13 protein-coding genes are annotated in these 15,561 nt (G+C 60.7%); 4 read left to right on the plus strand and 9 right to left on the minus strand.

The genetic code is table 11. The features are described from left to right. The first annotated feature begins 64 nt into the window (after positions 1–64). Positions 65–1,300 carry a hypothetical protein gene (locus tag PF1751_RS26865; RefSeq protein WP_010207415.1) on the plus strand — a complete coding sequence of 412 codons (1,236 nt, stop codon included), beginning with the start codon at positions 65–67 and terminating at the stop codon, positions 1,298–1,300. A gap of 512 nt (positions 1,301–1,812) precedes the next feature. Here the strand turns inward: PF1751_RS26865 and ppk1 are convergent. Together ppk1 and hemB are read right to left on the minus strand one after the other, a co-directional pair. After that, entirely contained in the window at positions 1,813–4,035 is a 2,223-nt protein-coding gene (ppk1, locus tag PF1751_RS26870) for a polyphosphate kinase 1 (RefSeq protein WP_010207416.1), read from the minus strand. A gap of 18 nt (positions 4,036–4,053) precedes the next feature. After that, the gene (gene hemB / locus PF1751_RS26875) at positions 4,054–5,067 is read right to left on the minus strand and encodes a porphobilinogen synthase (RefSeq protein ID WP_010207417.1); all 1,014 of its coding nucleotides are present in this window, start codon (positions 5,065–5,067) and stop codon (positions 4,054–4,056) included. Between the two features lie 208 nt (positions 5,068–5,275). Here hemB and PF1751_RS26880 point away from each other — a divergent pair, with 208 nt between their 5' ends. After that, entirely contained in the window at positions 5,276–5,905 is a 630-nt protein-coding gene (locus PF1751_RS26880; protein WP_010207418.1) for a DedA family protein, read from the plus strand. Here the strand turns inward: PF1751_RS26880 and PF1751_RS26885 are convergent. Beyond that, the gene (locus tag PF1751_RS26885; protein ID WP_044288050.1) at positions 5,886–7,121 is read right to left on the minus strand and encodes a sterol desaturase family protein; all 1,236 of its coding nucleotides are present in this window, start codon (positions 7,119–7,121) and stop codon (positions 5,886–5,888) included. The genes PF1751_RS26880 and PF1751_RS26885 overlap by 20 nt on opposite strands. Positions 7,122–7,237: 116 nt before the next feature. Here PF1751_RS26885 and elbB point away from each other — a divergent pair, with 116 nt between their 5' ends. After that, positions 7,238–7,903, plus strand: coding sequence for an isoprenoid biosynthesis glyoxalase ElbB (elbB, locus tag PF1751_RS26890; protein ID WP_010207420.1), 666 nt, complete (start codon positions 7,238–7,240; stop codon positions 7,901–7,903). A gap of 47 nt (positions 7,904–7,950) precedes the next feature. On the opposite strand, the gene PF1751_RS26895 is transcribed toward elbB, so the two are convergent. The 5 genes from PF1751_RS26895 to PF1751_RS26915 all read right to left on the minus strand — a co-directional run bounded on the left by PF1751_RS26895 (position 7,951) and on the right by PF1751_RS26915 (position 13,777). Continuing rightward, positions 7,951–8,406, minus strand: a complete 456-nt coding sequence (locus tag PF1751_RS26895) for a YaiI/YqxD family protein (protein ID WP_010207421.1) — start codon at positions 8,404–8,406, stop codon at positions 7,951–7,953. A gap of 1 nt (position 8,407) precedes the next feature. Beyond that, on the minus strand, positions 8,408–10,303 hold the full coding sequence (locus PF1751_RS26900) for an FTR1 family protein (RefSeq protein ID WP_010207422.1): 1,896 nt from the start codon (positions 10,301–10,303) through the stop codon (positions 8,408–8,410). 270 nt (positions 10,304–10,573) lie between these two features. After that, positions 10,574–11,206: a LysE family transporter gene (locus PF1751_RS26905; RefSeq protein ID WP_010207423.1), complete on the minus strand. Its 633-nt coding sequence runs from the start codon at positions 11,204–11,206 to the stop codon at positions 10,574–10,576. Between the two features lie 88 nt (positions 11,207–11,294). After that, the gene (locus PF1751_RS26910) at positions 11,295–11,867 is read right to left on the minus strand and encodes a mechanosensitive ion channel family protein (protein ID WP_010207425.1); all 573 of its coding nucleotides are present in this window, start codon (positions 11,865–11,867) and stop codon (positions 11,295–11,297) included. Beyond that, complete coding sequence (locus tag PF1751_RS26915; RefSeq protein WP_010207427.1) at positions 11,867–13,777, minus strand: ATP-binding cassette domain-containing protein; 1,911 nt, start codon at positions 13,775–13,777, stop codon at positions 11,867–11,869. The genes PF1751_RS26910 and PF1751_RS26915 overlap by 1 nt, the downstream gene beginning before the upstream one ends. A gap of 50 nt (positions 13,778–13,827) precedes the next feature. Between PF1751_RS26915 and PF1751_RS26920 the strand changes: the two genes are divergently transcribed. Further along, positions 13,828–14,295: a TIGR02444 family protein gene (locus PF1751_RS26920; RefSeq protein ID WP_044288051.1), complete on the plus strand. Its 468-nt coding sequence runs from the start codon at positions 13,828–13,830 to the stop codon at positions 14,293–14,295. Here PF1751_RS26920 and PF1751_RS28700 read toward each other — a convergent pair. Next, entirely contained in the window at positions 14,292–15,428 is a 1,137-nt protein-coding gene (locus PF1751_RS28700; protein ID WP_080923234.1) for an AlgP family protein, read from the minus strand. The genes PF1751_RS26920 and PF1751_RS28700 overlap by 4 nt on opposite strands. Positions 15,429–15,561: the final 133 nt, after the last annotated feature.

Genomic DNA, 15,561 nt, shown 5'->3' on the forward strand with positions numbered 1-15,561 from the left:
TCTCGCGTAACAGGCAGTAACGCAGAGCACCCGTAGACCGCATCACCCCAAGGAAGGACTCACTATGAAATTATCGGCTATCACCCTTCTGGGCTTAGGCCTCTATGCGACAGGCCTGAGTGTCGCCCATGCAGCCACATGGACGCCTTTCGCCGTAACCGTAGGTGCGCAATGCGCGCCGATCGACATCAATGATAGCGGCATCACCGTGGGCAACTGCACGCCGGCCAGCACTACCGCCAACGATATTCCGTGGGTGGCCGTCGGTAGCGGATCCCAGGTCGCGCTCCCGCCCCTGGCGACCGGCCAACCGTGCCGCGTTTGGGCAGTGTCCAACACCGGGAAAGTAGTGGGCGATTGCAGGGACGCCAGCAACTCGCATTTCGGGACGACCTGGGAAGCCACGTCCCCCAGTACCGCGCCCACCAAACTGAACCCGCTGCCTTCCACGTGGTTAATTCCGCTGCTACGCCCCCAAGATGTCGCCACCGAAGGCGTTGCGATCAATGACCAAGGCGACGTGGCGGGGTCAAGCTATAACGCCGATAGCCGGGGTACCGTGGTGTTTTATGCGACCGGTAGCAGCACCCCGGAACGCGTGTCCGACTGGGGCGATAATTGCACCGTCGCGGACCTCAACCTGCCCGCCACCGGCACCCCCCAAATCGCGCTCAATTGCCCGAACAATGCCGGTAACACCACCGCACGAGTCGCGGAAAAAACCGGATCGTTCTATACCCTGACCAACCTGCCCCTGCCCCCTGGCGCCACTAACTGCATAGTCAACAGTGCCACTAAGGCCTCAAGCTTCGTCGGCACATGCCTCTATCCAAACTCGGCGGTGAATGTGGCGAAAAGTGCATTCTGGAGCAGCAAAACTGCCACCCCCTTGGTGCTGACCTTATCCTCGGGGTCTAAAAACATGGTTATCAATATCAACGAGATAGGCCAGGTATTGGTCTCCCAGAACACCGCCGATGGACGAAACCAGTACATGACCTGGCTACCCTCAACACTTCCCATCCCGATCATCACATTCATTCTTTTTCCGAGTGGAAGCGTATGGGGCGAAGCCGGTGCAATCGTCGGCGGTAATGTCGTTGGGCTGAATATCCTCACCAACGACCAATACTCACTGGGTTGCACCTGGACGCAGACGACGGGAAGCGTGTGCCTGCCGTCGATTGGCGGAGGCAAAAACAACCGGGTGACGGCTATCTCCAAAAACGGCGCGCATATGGCCGGTGTGGTCATGGATGCCACGCAAACCGCTATTGCTGTAACGGCGACGCTTCCGTGAAAAGCGGGGGATGCATGGCGTGTAAAGACTGAACAGGGTTAGCGCTATGACGCCAGCACTGCTGCGTATTGGCGGCAGTCCGTGAAAACTGACCTGGGTAATGGTTATGCCGCTGCTTGTACTAAGGAAGGAGTTGCACTCATGAAATTCAAAATGGTTGTCAGTGGGTTCCTGTGTATGTGGGCCGTTAGCCAAGTAATGATGCCAAAACCCGCTGAGGCTGGAACTTGGGTAAACGGAACTTATTACCTAGGAGGTTCATATCCAAATAATTGGAGGCTTTTGGAAGAGTTATTCGAACGCAAAGAAAAACCCACCGAGCGAACAGGAGCCGGGTCCCCTGCAGAGAAAAATGCCCCTAATCCTGCCGTTTGCAAAGGTGGCTACCGATGGGGGCGCGTGAGTCCTGGCGATGTAATAACAAAGATTTATTGCTAATGCCTTAACCGAAACACATCGAAAACCAATGTGGGAGCAAACCCCCTCCCACATTTTTTTGACCGCGTTGGGTTTTAATTCACGGTGAGAATCGGGCTACCCAACTTCTCCAACAACGTCGCCTGCGCACTGCGCGGGTTCTGGTTGCCGGTCGGCGTGTTGCGCACATAGCGGCCGTCCGACTGCAGGCTCCAGCTGTGGGTGTTGTCGGTGAGGTAGCTTTCCAGCTCTTTCTTGACCCGCATGATCAGCTTCTTGCCTTCCACCGGGAAGCACGTCTCGACACGCTTATCGAGGTTGCGCTCCATCCAATCGGCACTGGAGAGGAACATCTGCTCTTCACCGCCGTTGAGGAAGTAGAACACCCGCGTGTGCTCCAGGAAGCGGCCGATGATCGAGCGCACATGAATGTTGTGCGACACCCCGACAATGCCAGGGCGCAGGCAACACATGCCACGCACCACCAGGTCGATGCGCACGCCGGACTGGCTGGCCTTGTACAGCGCGCGGATGATCTTCGGATCCGTCAGCGAGTTGAACTTGGCGATAATGTGCGCCGGCTTGCCGTCGAGGGCGAACTGGGTCTCGCGGGCAATCATGTCGAGCATGCCCTTCTTGAGGGTGAACGGCGCGTGCAGCAGCTTCTTCATGCGCAAGGTCTTGCCCATGCCGATCAACTGGCTGAACAGTTTGCCGACGTCTTCGCACAAGGCATCGTCGGAGGTCAGCAGGCTGTAGTCGGTGTAGAGCTTGGCGTTGCCGGCGTGGTAGTTACCGGTGCCCAAGTGGGCGTAGCGCACGATCTCACCGGCCTCACGGCGCAGGATCAGCATCATCTTGGCGTGGGTCTTGAAACCCACCACGCCGTAGATCACCACCGCACCCGCCGCTTGCAGACGACTGGCCAGCTGCAGGTTGGATTCCTCATCGAAGCGCGCACGCAGCTCAATCACCGCCGTGACTTCCTTGCCGTTACGCGCGGCGTCGACCAGGGCATCGACGATTTCCGAGTTGGCGCCGGAGCGGTACAGGGTCTGGCGTACGGCCAGGACATGCGGGTCCTTGGCGGCCTGGCGCAGCAGGTCGACCACCGGTGTGAAGGACTCGAACGGGTGCAGCAACAGGATGTCCTGCTTGCTCACCACACTGAAAATGTTCTCGCTGTTCTGCAGCAGTTTCGGGATCTGCGGGGTGAACGGCGTGTATTGCAGCTCCGGGTGGCTGTCCAGGCCAGTGATGCTGAACAGGCGCGTCAGGTTGACCGGACCATTGACCTGGTACAGCTCGGATTCGGCCAGGTTGAACTGTTTGAGCAGGTAGTCCGACAGGTGTTTCGGGCAGGTATCCGCTACTTCAAGCCGCACCGCATCACCGTAGCGCCGCGAGAACAACTCGCCGCGCAGGGCACGGGCCAAGTCTTCGACATCTTCGGAGTCCAGTGCCAGGTCGGCGTTACGGGTCAGGCGGAACTGGTAGCAGCCCTTGACCTTCATGCCCTGGAACAGGTCATCGGCGTGGGCATGGATCATCGACGAGAGGAATACATAGTTATCGCCAGCCCCCCCCACCTCTTCCGGTACCTTGATGATGCGTGGCAACAGGCGAGGGGCCGGGATGATGGCAAGGCCAGAATCGCGACCGAAGGCGTCGATACCTTCCAGCTCGACGATGAAGTTGAGGCTCTTGTTCACCAGCAATGGGAACGGGTGCGTCGGGTCGAGGCCGATCGGGGTGATGATCGGCGAGATCTCGTCACGGAAGTAACGGCGCACCCAGGTCTTGATCTTGGTGGTCCAGTGACGACGACGGATGAAGCGGACCTGATGTTTTTCCAGTTCCGGCAATAGGATATCGTTGAGGATCGCATATTGGCGGTCCACATGACCGTGCACCAACTCGCTGATACGTGCCAGGGCCTGATGCGGCTGCAGGCCGTCGGCGCCGGCTTGCTCGCGGGCGAAGGTGATCTGCTTCTTGAGGCCGGCGACACGGATTTCGAAGAATTCATCCAGGTTGCTGGAGAAGATCAGCAGGAATTTGAGCCGCTCCAGCAGCGGATAGGACTCGTCCAGCGCCTGCTCCAGCACGCGGATGTTGAATTGCAGTTGTGACAGCTCACGGTGGATGTACAGGCTGCTGTCATCCAGGTTGGTCACGGCGACCACCGGGGCCGGCACGGGCGGTTCGGCCACCACGGCAGGCGCGGCGGGCTCATGCTCCGGCGGGGTCTCGGTGACTTGTTCAACCACCGGGTGAGCGTCTTTTACGGCAACTTCTGAGAGTCCTTCGGTATTCATCGAATGTTCCTGTGAGGGCTATTGTTGCTCTCTAAGCAATTGGGCGGCGCGGGCGGCGAAGTAGGTCAGAATGCCATCAGCCCCGGCGCGTTTAAAGGCTGTCAGGGATTCAAGGATCACCCCTTCACTCAGCCATCCATTCTGTATTGCAGCCATGTGCATCGCGTACTCGCCGCTGACCTGATAGACAAACGTCGGCACCTTGAATTCTTCTTTGACCCGATAAAGGATGTCCAGGTACGGCATCCCCGGCTTGACCATCACCATGTCAGCGCCTTCGGCCAGGTCGGCCGCTACTTCGTGCAGGGCTTCATGGCTGTTGGCCGGGTCCATCTGGTACGAAGCCTTGTTGGCCTTGCCCAGGTTCAGCGCCGAACCCACCGCGTCGCGGAACGGGCCGTAATAGGCGCTGGCGTACTTGGCCGAGTAGGCCATGATCCGCACATTGACGTGACCCGCCAGCTCCAGGGCTTCGCGAATCGCCTGGATGCGACCGTCCATCATGTCCGACGGCGCAACCACCTGGGCACCTGCCGCTGCGTGGGACAAGGCCTGCTTGACCAGTGCATCGACGGTGATGTCGTTCTGAACATAGCCGTCTTCGTCAAGAATGCCATCCTGACCGTGGGTGGTGAACGGGTCCAGCGCCACGTCAGTGATCACCCCAAGCTCCGGGAAACGCTCGCGCAAGGCGCGGGTGGCACGCTGGGCGATCCCTTCCGGGTTCCAGGCTTCGGCAGCATCCAGGGACTTGAGTTCAGAAGGCGTGACCGGGAACAGCGCCAATGCAGGAATTCCCAGCTCGACCCAACCGGCGGCCTCTTCAAGCAGCAGATCAATGGTCAAACGCTCCACACCGGGCATCGATGCCACCGCTTCCCGACGATTTTCTCCGTCCAGTACAAAGACCGGCAGGATCAGATCGTTGCTCGTCAGTACGTTTTCCCGCACCAGGCGGCGAGAGAAATCATCACGACGATTGCGACGCAGACGGGTGGCGGGGAACAGGCGATTGGCAGGGGTAAAGCTCACGACAGACTCCTGAGCCCGGGTTTACGGGCGAGCGTTGCAGTTATAAGCGGCCATTATGACGAAGGTATGACAGTTGTGCTTAAGGATGCGACCTGAAGTCGCATTCGTCACTTCTGTAGGAATTGTTCACTTCGTGACACATCTCGATACTTTCATGAATCTTCGTGAAGGCGTAGGCTGCGCGTTCATTTCGCCAGCACCCCAGACCATGCTTCAACAATTTCTGCATGACTTCGGCTACTTTGCGCTCTTCCTGGGCACCTTCTTTGAAGGCGAGACCATTCTGGTTCTCGCGGGCTTCCTGGCGTTCCGTGGCTACATGGATATCAACCTGGTGGTGGTGGTTGCCTTTTTCGGCAGCTACGCCGGCGATCAGCTTTGGTATTACATGGGCCGCAAGCACGGCCGTAAGCTGTTGGCGCGCAAGCCGCGCTGGCAATTGATGGGTGACAAGGCTCTGGAGCACATCCGCCGGCACCCGGATATCTGGGTGTTGAGCTTCCGCTTCGTCTACGGATTGCGCACGGTCATGCCGGTGGCGATCGGCCTTTCTGGCTATCCGCCATTGCGCTACCTGATCCTCAACGGTATTGGCGCCGCGATCTGGGCTTTGGCCTTAGGCGCTGCGGCCTATCACTTCGGGGCAGTGCTGGAAGGCATGCTGGGCAGCATCAAGAAATACGAGCTGTGGGTATTGGGCGCGTTGCTGCTACTGGGCTTCGGCCTGTGGCTGCGCCGCCGTATCAAGAATGCGCGCATTGCCCGCGAGGCCTGTGCCAAGGCCCGGCTCGCCGCCGAGCCGGTCCCAGTCGAAACGCCTAAGACACCAGTCGAGTAAACCGGCTTCTGCAGCAGTAGAGGCCAATCACGCTGAGCAGGCTGTAGCTCAGCAGGCCCAGCCAGCCCAGGTGGCTGGCTGGCCATAGCCCGACCAGCGGCGCCAGCCAGACCAGCGGCACATTCAGCACCAGCCGTAAAAGCTCGGCCTTCAGCGCCCATGGGCGATTCTCCAGGGCCACGCCCAAGGTAAACAACCCCAGCGCCATGGCACTCCAGCCCAGGACCAGCGCAGCCGTGGGCAGCCCTTCGCCGACGTTCATCAAATAGCTGCCAAAGCCCACATACGCCGCAAATTGCAGGGCGATATAGATCTGCTGACGTCCATCCAGCGGCACCTCGAATTTACGGAACTGCGCCAGGTCATGCTTGGCCAACGGGTACTTGGCCTTCACGTCCGCCGGGCGCCAGCCAGTGCGCATGAACCAGATACGCAACTTGTCCCACCCACGCTCGGTACGCCGCGCATCACTCCACAACTGCGCATAAAACTGCAGGTTGGCCCACAGTGGATTCCAGCTGGCCAAGGGCGTGGTCACGCCGAAGATCACCGGTTCGTTGTCGTCTTCTTCCTGGAAGGTGCCGAACAGCCGGTCCCAAAAAATGAACACCCCGCCGTAGTTGCGATCCATGTAGAGAGCGTTCTGTGCATGGTGGGCCCGATGATTGGACGGCGTGACGAAAAACCACTCATACCAGCCGAGCTTCGGCACATGCCGGGTGTGTACCCAGAATTGATAGAGCAAATTGAGCGATGCCACGCTGATAAACACCACCAATGGCACGCCGAGTACGGCCAGGGGCAGGTAGAAGACCCAGCTCAGCAGGAAACCGGTGCTGGTCTGGCGCAGGGCGGTGCTGAGGTTGTAGTCCTCGCTCTGGTGATGCACCGAGTGCGCGGCCCACAGGATGTTGCGTTCGTGGCCCATGCGATGCAGCCAGTAGTAGCAGAAGTCGTAGAACACGAAGGCGAACACCCAGGTCCAGACACTCTGGGCCGGCAGATCGATCACGGCGAGGTGCTTGAGGGCGAACGCGTAGGTCAACAGCCCCACGCCCTTGGTCAGCAGCCCCGTGGTGGTCGAGAGCACGCCGGTGCTGAGGCTATTGATGGCATCCGCCACCCGGTAGTTGCGCTCGCCGCGCCAGCGGTCGGCAAGCAGCTCTACCACGATCAAGGCGATGAAAAACGGTACCGCGTAAGGCACGAAGTCCATGGTCTGGTCCGGTCTATTTTTGTTACATCAAGATTAGGTGCAGCGACGCGAGATCCCATTGGCAACAGATGACAAATTAGTAGACATTTAACGCCAAGACCCCAGGAGAAATGCCCATGAGCAAAAAGATTGCAGTGATCCTTTCCGGCTGCGGCGTGTATGACGGCGCAGAGATCCAAGAAAGCGTGATCACCTTGCTGCGCCTGGACCAGCGCGGCGCTCAAGTCCAATGTTTTGCCCCGAACATCGCGCAACTGCACGTGATCAACCACCTCACCGGCGAAGAAATGCCCGAGTCACGCAACGTACTGGTGGAGTCGGCCCGAATTGCCCGCGGTGATGTGAAAGACATCCGCGAAGCCAATGCCGAAGACTTCGACGCGCTGATCGTGCCCGGCGGGTTTGGTGCGGCGAAGAACCTGTCGAACTTCGCCGTGGAAGGCGCCGGCTGCAGCGTCAACCCGCAGGTGTTGGAGCTGGCCGAGGCCTTTGCCGAAGCCGGCAAGCCTGTGGGGCTGATCTGTATCTCACCGGCCCTGGCGGCGAAGATCTATGGCCCGGGCGTGACCTGCACCATCGGCAACTGTGCCGACACGGCTGCCGCACTGGACAAAATGGGCGCCACCCACCAGGAGTGCACGGTGGAAGATATCGTCGAGGACAAGGCGCGCAAGCTGGTGAGCACGCCGGCCTATATGCTCGGCAAAAACATCAGTGAGGTCGCTTCGGGGATCAACAAGCTGGTGGACCGGGTGTTGGAACTCACCCACGAAAACGACTGACGAGCAGCCAATCATTCAACTGTGGTGCGCGGGCTCCCCTACCGAGGTCAAGCCGGACGCATCAACTTAGTGAGAATGCGGTCCAGAGCATTGGCAAAGGCCTGCTTTTCCTTCTCGCCATGGGGCGGTGGACCACCGCCCATTTGGCCCTGTTCACGCAGGTCAGTGAACAGGTTACGCACCGCCAGGCGTTCGCTCATGTTCGCCGGGCTGAACTCCTTACCCCGTGGATCGAGGGCGGTGACGCCCTTTTTCACCAGGCGGTCGGCCAGCGGCACGTCGCTGCAGATCACCAACTCGCCAGGCACCGCGTGCTCTACAAGGTAGTCATCCGCTGCATCCGGGCCGCTGGGCACTACGATCAGCTTCACACACGAAAAGCTCGGCTTGATCTGGCTCTGACCGGCCACCAGCACGACCTCGAACTGGCGCTTGAGGGCGAACTTCACTACCTGGTCCTTGGCTGCACGAGGGCAGGCATCGGCATCGATCCACACCCGCATGTCAGGCCGCCACTCGGCGCTTCTCGGCCACTCGGCTGCGGCCATACAACACCACGATCGCCAGGATCGCCACAGCCTGCGCACTCAGCGAGTATGCATCGGCGTGGATGCCCAGCCAGTCGAAGTCAAAGAACGCCACCGGGCGAGTACCGAAGATGCCGGCTTCCTGCAACGCCTTCACGCCATGCCCCGCAAATACTACCGACAGCGCGCACAGCAACGCCGCGTTGATGCCGAAGAACAGCGCCAGCGGCAACTTCGCCGAACCACGCAGGATCACCCACGCCAGGCCCACCAGCAGCACCAGCGCCGTCGCACCACCCGCCAGCACGGCGTTGTGTCCAGCCGGGCCGGCTTGCAGCCACAGGGTTTCGTAGAACAGGATCACTTCGAACAGCTCGCGGTACACCGAGAAGAACGCCAGCATCGCGAAGCCGAAACGCCCGCCGCCGCCTACCAGGCTGCTCTTGATGTAGTCCTGCCAGGCGGCGGCGTGGCGGCGGTCGTGCATCCACACGCCGAGCCACAGCACCATCACACTGGCAAACAGCGCCGTGCAGCCTTCAAGCAACTCGCGCTGGGCGCCACTCACGTCAATCACATACGCGGCCAATGCCCAGGTCGCCAGACCCGCCAACAGCGCCAGCCCCCAACCCACGTTGACGCTGCGCACCGCCGACTGCTGGCCGGTGTTACGCAGGAACGCGAGGATCGCCGCCAGCACCAGAATGGCTTCCAGGCCTTCGCGCAGCAGGATCAGCAAGCCGGAGATGTAGCTCAGCGACCAACTCAGGCCATCACTGCCCAGCAAGCCGGCGGACTCGGTGAGTTTGCCCTTGGCCACATCCAGGCGTTGCTGCACCTGCTCCACCGGCAAACCGTCCTGCAACGACTGCCGGTAGGCCATCAGCGCCTTTTCGGTGTCCTTGCGCACGTTGGCGTCGACGTTATCCAGCGAGCTTTCCACCAGCTCAAAGCCTTCCAGGTACGCGGCTACCGACAGGTCGTAGGCTTGTTCGTGGTCGCCGTTGCGGAATGCGGCCAGGCTCTTGTCCAGGGTGGTGGCGGTGTAATCGAGCAACTGCGCCGGGCCACGCTTGACCTGCGGCGGTTGCGCACGCTGGGCGCGGAACGTCGCGGCAGCAGCAGGGCCACTCGCGGCCAGTACTTCATTGGGGGTCTGGCGTGCCAGGTCCGCAAGGTTGAACGGTTGCTCGCTTTTCGCGGCGGCCGGGTCTGCGGTGAAGCCGGCGATATACGTGGCCAGGTCCCAGCGCTGGCGGTCGTCCAGTTGGTCGGAGAAGGACGGCATGTCGGTGCCTTCAACGCCCAGACCGAGGGTGTTGTAGACCGCATAGAGGCTCAGGCGGTCCAGGCGCACAGGGTCACGCAGATTGGCCGGTGGCGGCGTCATACCGACGCTGGCCGGGCCATCACCGGCCCCCGTCGTGCCGTGGCACACCGAGCAATGCTGGGCGTAGAGCGGCTCGCCGCGCGTTGGATCAGGGGTGATCGCCGGGGCTTGGCTGACCTCATAAGCCACGGCCAGTTGAGCGCCCAATTGACGGGCTTGCCGGGCGACTGTCGCACCGTCCTGACGGGCAGTGACAGCCGCTAACAGTTCATCGACGCCTTTGACCAACGCAGCGCGCTCCGGCCGCTGAGGGAGTTCTGCCACCAGGCCTTGCAGCACCCCGAGAAACTCAAGCTGTTCGCGGTATTCGGATTCATCGATCACCTTGCCCGCCTCCACCGTCGGTGGATAGTCAGCGCCAATGTAGTCCAGCAAATGCAGGGCTTGTGGGGCGCCCTCGGCAGTCGCGGCCAACAGGTTGAAGCTGCACGACATCAACGCCGGCAACAGTAGCCAGACGAGAAAACGGAAGGGGGCAGTCATGAACGAATCTCAAATGGAAATACGAAGTAACACATTGTTAGGCTTTAACGGGTTTGACTCAAGGCGTAAGTGATTTGGCGTTTTTAGAGATGGGCACTATCACATCGAGTGGCAGGCGACAGGAGATGATCTCGGCGTTTACCGCACGCAACACAAATCAAATGTGGGCGCTGGCTCGCCTGCGATGCAGACACCCCCGTGTTTCAGAAACACCGAGGTGATGCTATCGCCGGCAAGCCAGCGCCCACATGTTTGATCCGGTTTCGTCAGTTATGCCGTTGCGCGGTGCAGGCTGGCGAGAAAGCCCGCCGCCCCCACAAACAACCCCGCAAACGTACGGTTCAGACGTTTCTGTTGCTTAGGCGTACGCAGCAGGCGCAACACCTTCGACGCCAACCCCGTATAACCCGCCATCACCACCATATCGACGCAGATCATCGTCGCCCCCAGGATCAGGTACTGGATCAGCAGCGGCGCCTGCGGGTTCACGAACTGCGGCAGTACCGCCAGCATGAACACCAGGGCCTTGGGGTTGCTGGCATTCACCAGAAAGCCGCGGAACATCATCGCCATCGGCTTGCCGATCGGGCGCACGGCCGCTTCATCGGTCATGTCCATGGGCAAAGCGCGCCATTGCTTGATGGCCAAGTACACCAGGTACGCCACGCCAAACCATTTGATCGCATAGAAGGCGGTGGAAGACGTCGCCAGAATGGCACCCAGGCCGCAAGCAACGACGGCAATCTGCATCGCCAGGCCCAGTTGCAGGCCGATGGCGTTCCAGTAACCACGCAGGAAACCGTATTGCAGGCCGCTGGACATCGAGGCGATGGCGCCAGCGCCAGGAGAAAGGGAGATGATCCAACTGGCCAGGAAAAAGGCCAGCCACGTATCGAGTGCCATTGCACACCTCGGAAGGGAGTTCGCTGTTGTGCCTTAAGCTAACTCCGCCGACCAAAGGCTGGCTATAGATTTTTACAAGGTGTGAATGCTAGCGGTCGCCCGGAAACACGTGGGTACCTGGCCACCGCCGAACAGAACGCTGGAAAAACAGACTGTTGGGCACTTGCACCATCGCGCTGTCAGTACCCGCCTCTGCCACTTCGATCAACGTGGTGTAGAGCAGATTGATCGCCACGACACGACCCTTCACCCCCGGTTTGTCGACGGTATCCACCAATTCGACGATATCGCCCAGGCGAAACGGCCCGACAGTGAAGATCAGAATGGCGCACAGCAGGTTGGACAGTACCGACCACATGGCGAAGAACGCCACCGCGGCGACCGCGACAAACCCCGACAGCGCCGTCCACAACACCGTGGCAGACACACCCAGGCGGCCCAGCACAAAAATCAACGCACTGCCCATGATCAGCCAGCGCAGGCCCCCGCGCAGCGGCATCAGCAGTTGCGGCGGAAACGGGTAGCGCTCACCCAAGCGAGTGAGGCCCTTGGCGACAAAGCGCTGGGCGAGGTAGCCGGCCAGCAGGATCAGCAGGATTTGCACGCCGACCCAGACGGGTTCGACCCACTGCGTCGGTATTGGCAGTTGCAACGCTTCCATCAGGACAGCGCCTCCAGCTCCGCTTGCAGGGTTTCGAGCAGTTCGAGGGCTTCCATCCAGGTTTCCTCCAGTTGCCCTTCGCGTACCTTGAGCTTGGCCTGTTCAGCCAGCAGGTCGCGCAACTCGTCCTTGCGGGCAGCCTCGTAGACGGCGCTGTCGCCCAGGCTGGTCTCGATCTTGGCCAGGCGCTCGTGCACCTTGCCCAACTCGGCTTCCAGCTTGTCGGCTTCACGCTTGTGCGGCGCCAATTGTTGGCGTAACGCAGCGGCAGCCTGACGTTGGGCTTTCTTGTCGGTCTTGTCGGGGTTGACCGGGGTATTGCTGACCGGCGCGTTGCGCAGGCGGTAATCCGTCAGCCAGCGCGCGTAGTCGTCCAGGTCACCGTCGAACTCTTCGACTTTACCGTCCGCCACCAGCAGGAAGTTGTCCGTGGTGCTCTTGAGCAAGTGGCGATCGTGAGACACCACCAGTACCGCACCGCTGAATTCCTGGAGGGCCATGGTCAGCGCCAGGCGCATTTCCAGGTCCAGGTGGTTGGTCGGTTCGTCGAGCAGCAACAGGTTCGGACGGTCCCAGGCGATCAATGCCAGGGCCAGGCGGGCTTTTTCGCCGCCGGAGAAGTTCAGCACTGGTTCGTCGATGCGCGCACCACGGAAGTCGAACCCCCCGAGGAAATCGCGCAGCGTCTGCTCGCGCTCGGTCGGCGCCAGACGCTGCAGGTGCAGCAACGGGCTAGCCTTGGAATCGAGAGAATCCAGCTGATGCTGGGCGAAGTAGCCCACCACCGTATTCTCGCCACGGGTCAGGCGGCCGGCCAGAGGCGAAAGCTCGCCCGACAGGTTCTTGATCAGTGTCGATTTACCCGCACCGTTGGGGCCGAGCAAACCGATGCGCGCACCCGGCGTGAGCTGCAGCTTCACTTTTTCCAGGATGGTTTTGTCGCCATAACCCAGGCGTGCATCGGAAAGATCCAGCAGCGGGCTGGAGATCTTCACCGACTCGCGGAACACGAAGTCGAACGGCGAATCGACGTGCGCCGCCGACAGTTCCTCCATGCGCTCCAGCGCCTTGATCCGGCTCTGGGCCTGGCGGGCCTTGGTGGCCTGGGCCTTGAAGCGGGCGATGTAGCTTTCCATGTGCGCGCGCTGCGCCTGCTGCTTCTCGTAGGCCTGTTGTTGCTGGGCCAAGCGTTCGGCGCGAGCACGTTCGAACGCGGTGTAGCCGCCACGGTAGAGCGTGATTTTCTTTTGTTCGACGTGGGCAATGTTGTCGACCACGGCGTCGAGAAAATCCCGGTCGTGGGAGATCAGCAGCAAGGTGCCCTGATAATTCTTGAGGAAGTCTTCCAGCCACAGGATCGCATCGAGGTCCAAGTGGTTGGTCGGTTCGTCGAGCAGCAACAGGTCCGAAGGGCACATCAGCGCCTGTGCAAGGTTCAAGCGCATGCGCCAGCCGCCAGAGAAGTCGGCGACCGGGCGGTCCATCTGTTCGTTGGTAAAACCAAGGCCGGCGAGCATCTTGCGGGCGCGGGCGTCGGCGGTGTAGCCGTCGGCGCTGTCCAACTCGGAATGCAGGCGAGCCTGGGCGGCGCCGTCCTGGGCTTTCTCGGCCTCGGCCAGGTCGTGTTGCACCTGGCGCAGGCGCAGGTCGCCATCGAGCACGTAGTCGATCGCGATGCGGTCCAGGGTGTCGATCTCCTGGCGCATATGGGCGATGCGCCAGTCGGCGGGCAGCAAGCAGTCCCCGGAATCCGGGGTCAGCTCACCCAGCAGCAGGGCGAACAACGTGGATTTGCCGGCGCCGTTGGCACCGATCAGGCCGGCTTTGTGACCGGCGTGCAGGGTCAGCTCGGCGTCTTCGAGAAGACGTTGCGGGCCACGCTGTAATGTTAGGCTTTGAAGTCGGATCATAATGGCGGCGGAGTCTACCAGCTTCGTTGGCCGCTGGCTTGGGTGTGAATATGAACGCTGACCTGTGGAGCTTTGCCCTCACGACCTACGCCCGTCCGGGTGTCGAAGCAGCATGCCTGCGTTTGCAGGAGCAAGGCGCAGATGTGTGCCTGTTGCTGTGTGGTGCGTGGTTGGAGCAGCGCGCTGTGGCAGTAACCACCGAGCGCCTGCAAGCGCTGAGACAGATTGCCAGGCCGTGGCGGACACAAGTGATCGAACCGTTACGTCGAGTACGCACACAATGGCGTGGCATGGCGCAGCAGGATGAAGATCTGGCGGGGTTGCGCGAGCGGGTAAAGGCCCTGGAGCTGGACGCCGAACGGCAGTTGCTGGCGCGACTGGAAGCACTGGCACAATCGTGGCCGGCAGGCGATACGATGGACCCGCAACTGTGGCTGGAAGGACTGGCGGCTGAGGATGCCGCCAACCTTGACCACGGCGCGCTGCATCAGCTGCGCCCCGTGGCCACCAGCACTTAGGAAGCGCTGGTTGGGTTGGTGCTTGGCGCTACCGGAGCAGGGGTGCTGCTGGCCGGTGCAGTTGGGGCGGTGGATGCTACCGGGGCAGCAGCAGGTGTTGCTGGCTTGGCCGCTGCTGGTTTTGCGGCAGCTGGCTTGGCAGCGGCTGGCTTTGCAGCGGGTTTTGCAGCAGCAGGTTTAGCGGCTGGTTTTGCAGCTGCAGGTTTGGCAGCTGGCTTGGCGGCTGGTTTTGCAGCTGCGGGTTTGGCAGCTGGCTTGGCAGCCGGTTTTGCAGCAGCGGTTTTAGCAGCTGGCTTGGCGGCTGGTTTTGCAGCAGCGGTTTTGGCAGCTGGCTTGGCGGCTGGTTTCGCAGCAGCGGTTTTAGCAACTGGCTTGGCGGCTGGTTTTGCAGCAGCAGTTTTGGCAGCTGGCTTGGCGGCTGGTTTTGCAGCAGCAGTTTTTGCAACTGGCTTGGCGGCTGGTTTCGCAGCAGCAGTTTTTGCAGCTGGCTTGGCGGCCGGTTTTGCAGCAGCGGTTTTGGCAGCTGGCTTGGCGGCCGGTTTCGCAGCAGCGGTTTTGGCAGCTGGCTTGGCGGCTGGTTTTGCAGCAGCGGTTTTGGCAACAGGTTTTGCGGCTGGTTTTGCAGCAGCGGTTTTGGCAGCAGGTTTTGCGGCGGCTTTAACCGGTGCCTTGGCAGCAACAGCTTTGCTCGCCGGCTTTTTCGCCGAGCTCGCAGCAACAACTTTTGCAGGGGTACGAGCGCCCAGCACTTTAGCCACAGCTTCTTTCACACGACCAACGCCCTGGGCCAGTTTCAGGCTTTCCTGAGCATCTTTTTTGAGTTGGGAAATGTAGGCGCGGGTTTCAGCTTGGCGATCCTTGAGGGCGTCCAGCAGATCCTCAAGTTCTTTGACAGCGTCTTTGGCTTTGGCTTGAGCCTTGGCCTTGCCGGCAGTCGCGGCGTCTTGCAGTTTGGTGCGGGATTTGTGCAGCTTTTCTTGCGCTTTACCGCGTTGTTTTTCCAGCTTGGCGAGCAGTTTTTCTGCATCGGCCAACGCTTGGGAACAGGCGCTTTCCAGATGTTCGAGCAAGCTGCCCGAAAGTTGTTGGAGTAAATGCAACGGGGTATTAACAGGCTTCTGTTTGGCCGACATGGTTTACCTCCTGGCTGACGTGGGTGCGGCTCATACTAGCCCTCTGCTCTTACCGCCGCTAGGGCATGTTGACAGTATCGTTTGACTTGCGTTGCACCGTGCGGAAATTCTTATCGATATAACGAAAATACAC

The organism is Pseudomonas simiae, assembly GCF_000934565.1.
Lineage (GTDB): Bacteria > Pseudomonadota > Gammaproteobacteria > Pseudomonadales > Pseudomonadaceae > Aquipseudomonas > Aquipseudomonas simiae.

What these genes read in the sequence shown, in the direction of transcription:
- PF1751_RS26865 (WP_010207415.1), top strand. Translation starts at nt 65, where the DNA reads ATGAAATTATCGGCTATCACCCTTCTGGGCTTAGGCCTCTATGCGACA.
- ppk1 (WP_010207416.1), bottom strand. Translation starts at nt 4,035, where the DNA reads ATGAATACCGAAGGACTCTCAGAAGTTGCCGTAAAAGACGCTCACCCG.
- PF1751_RS26880 (WP_010207418.1), top strand. Translation starts at nt 5,276, where the DNA reads ATGCTTCAACAATTTCTGCATGACTTCGGCTACTTTGCGCTCTTCCTG.
- PF1751_RS26885 (WP_044288050.1), bottom strand. Translation starts at nt 7,121, where the DNA reads ATGGACTTCGTGCCTTACGCGGTACCGTTTTTCATCGCCTTGATCGTG.
- elbB (WP_010207420.1), top strand. Translation starts at nt 7,238, where the DNA reads ATGAGCAAAAAGATTGCAGTGATCCTTTCCGGCTGCGGCGTGTATGAC.
- PF1751_RS26895 (WP_010207421.1), bottom strand. Translation starts at nt 8,406, where the DNA reads ATGCGGGTGTGGATCGATGCCGATGCCTGCCCTCGTGCAGCCAAGGAC.
- PF1751_RS26900 (WP_010207422.1), bottom strand. Translation starts at nt 10,303, where the DNA reads ATGACTGCCCCCTTCCGTTTTCTCGTCTGGCTACTGTTGCCGGCGTTG.
- PF1751_RS26905 (WP_010207423.1), bottom strand. Translation starts at nt 11,206, where the DNA reads ATGGCACTCGATACGTGGCTGGCCTTTTTCCTGGCCAGTTGGATCATC.
- PF1751_RS26910 (WP_010207425.1), bottom strand. Translation starts at nt 11,867, where the DNA reads ATGGAAGCGTTGCAACTGCCAATACCGACGCAGTGGGTCGAACCCGTC.
- PF1751_RS26915 (WP_010207427.1), bottom strand. Translation starts at nt 13,777, where the DNA reads ATGATCCGACTTCAAAGCCTAACATTACAGCGTGGCCCGCAACGTCTT.
- PF1751_RS26920 (WP_044288051.1), top strand. Translation starts at nt 13,828, where the DNA reads ATGAACGCTGACCTGTGGAGCTTTGCCCTCACGACCTACGCCCGTCCG.
- PF1751_RS28700 (WP_080923234.1), bottom strand. Translation starts at nt 15,428, where the DNA reads ATGTCGGCCAAACAGAAGCCTGTTAATACCCCGTTGCATTTACTCCAA.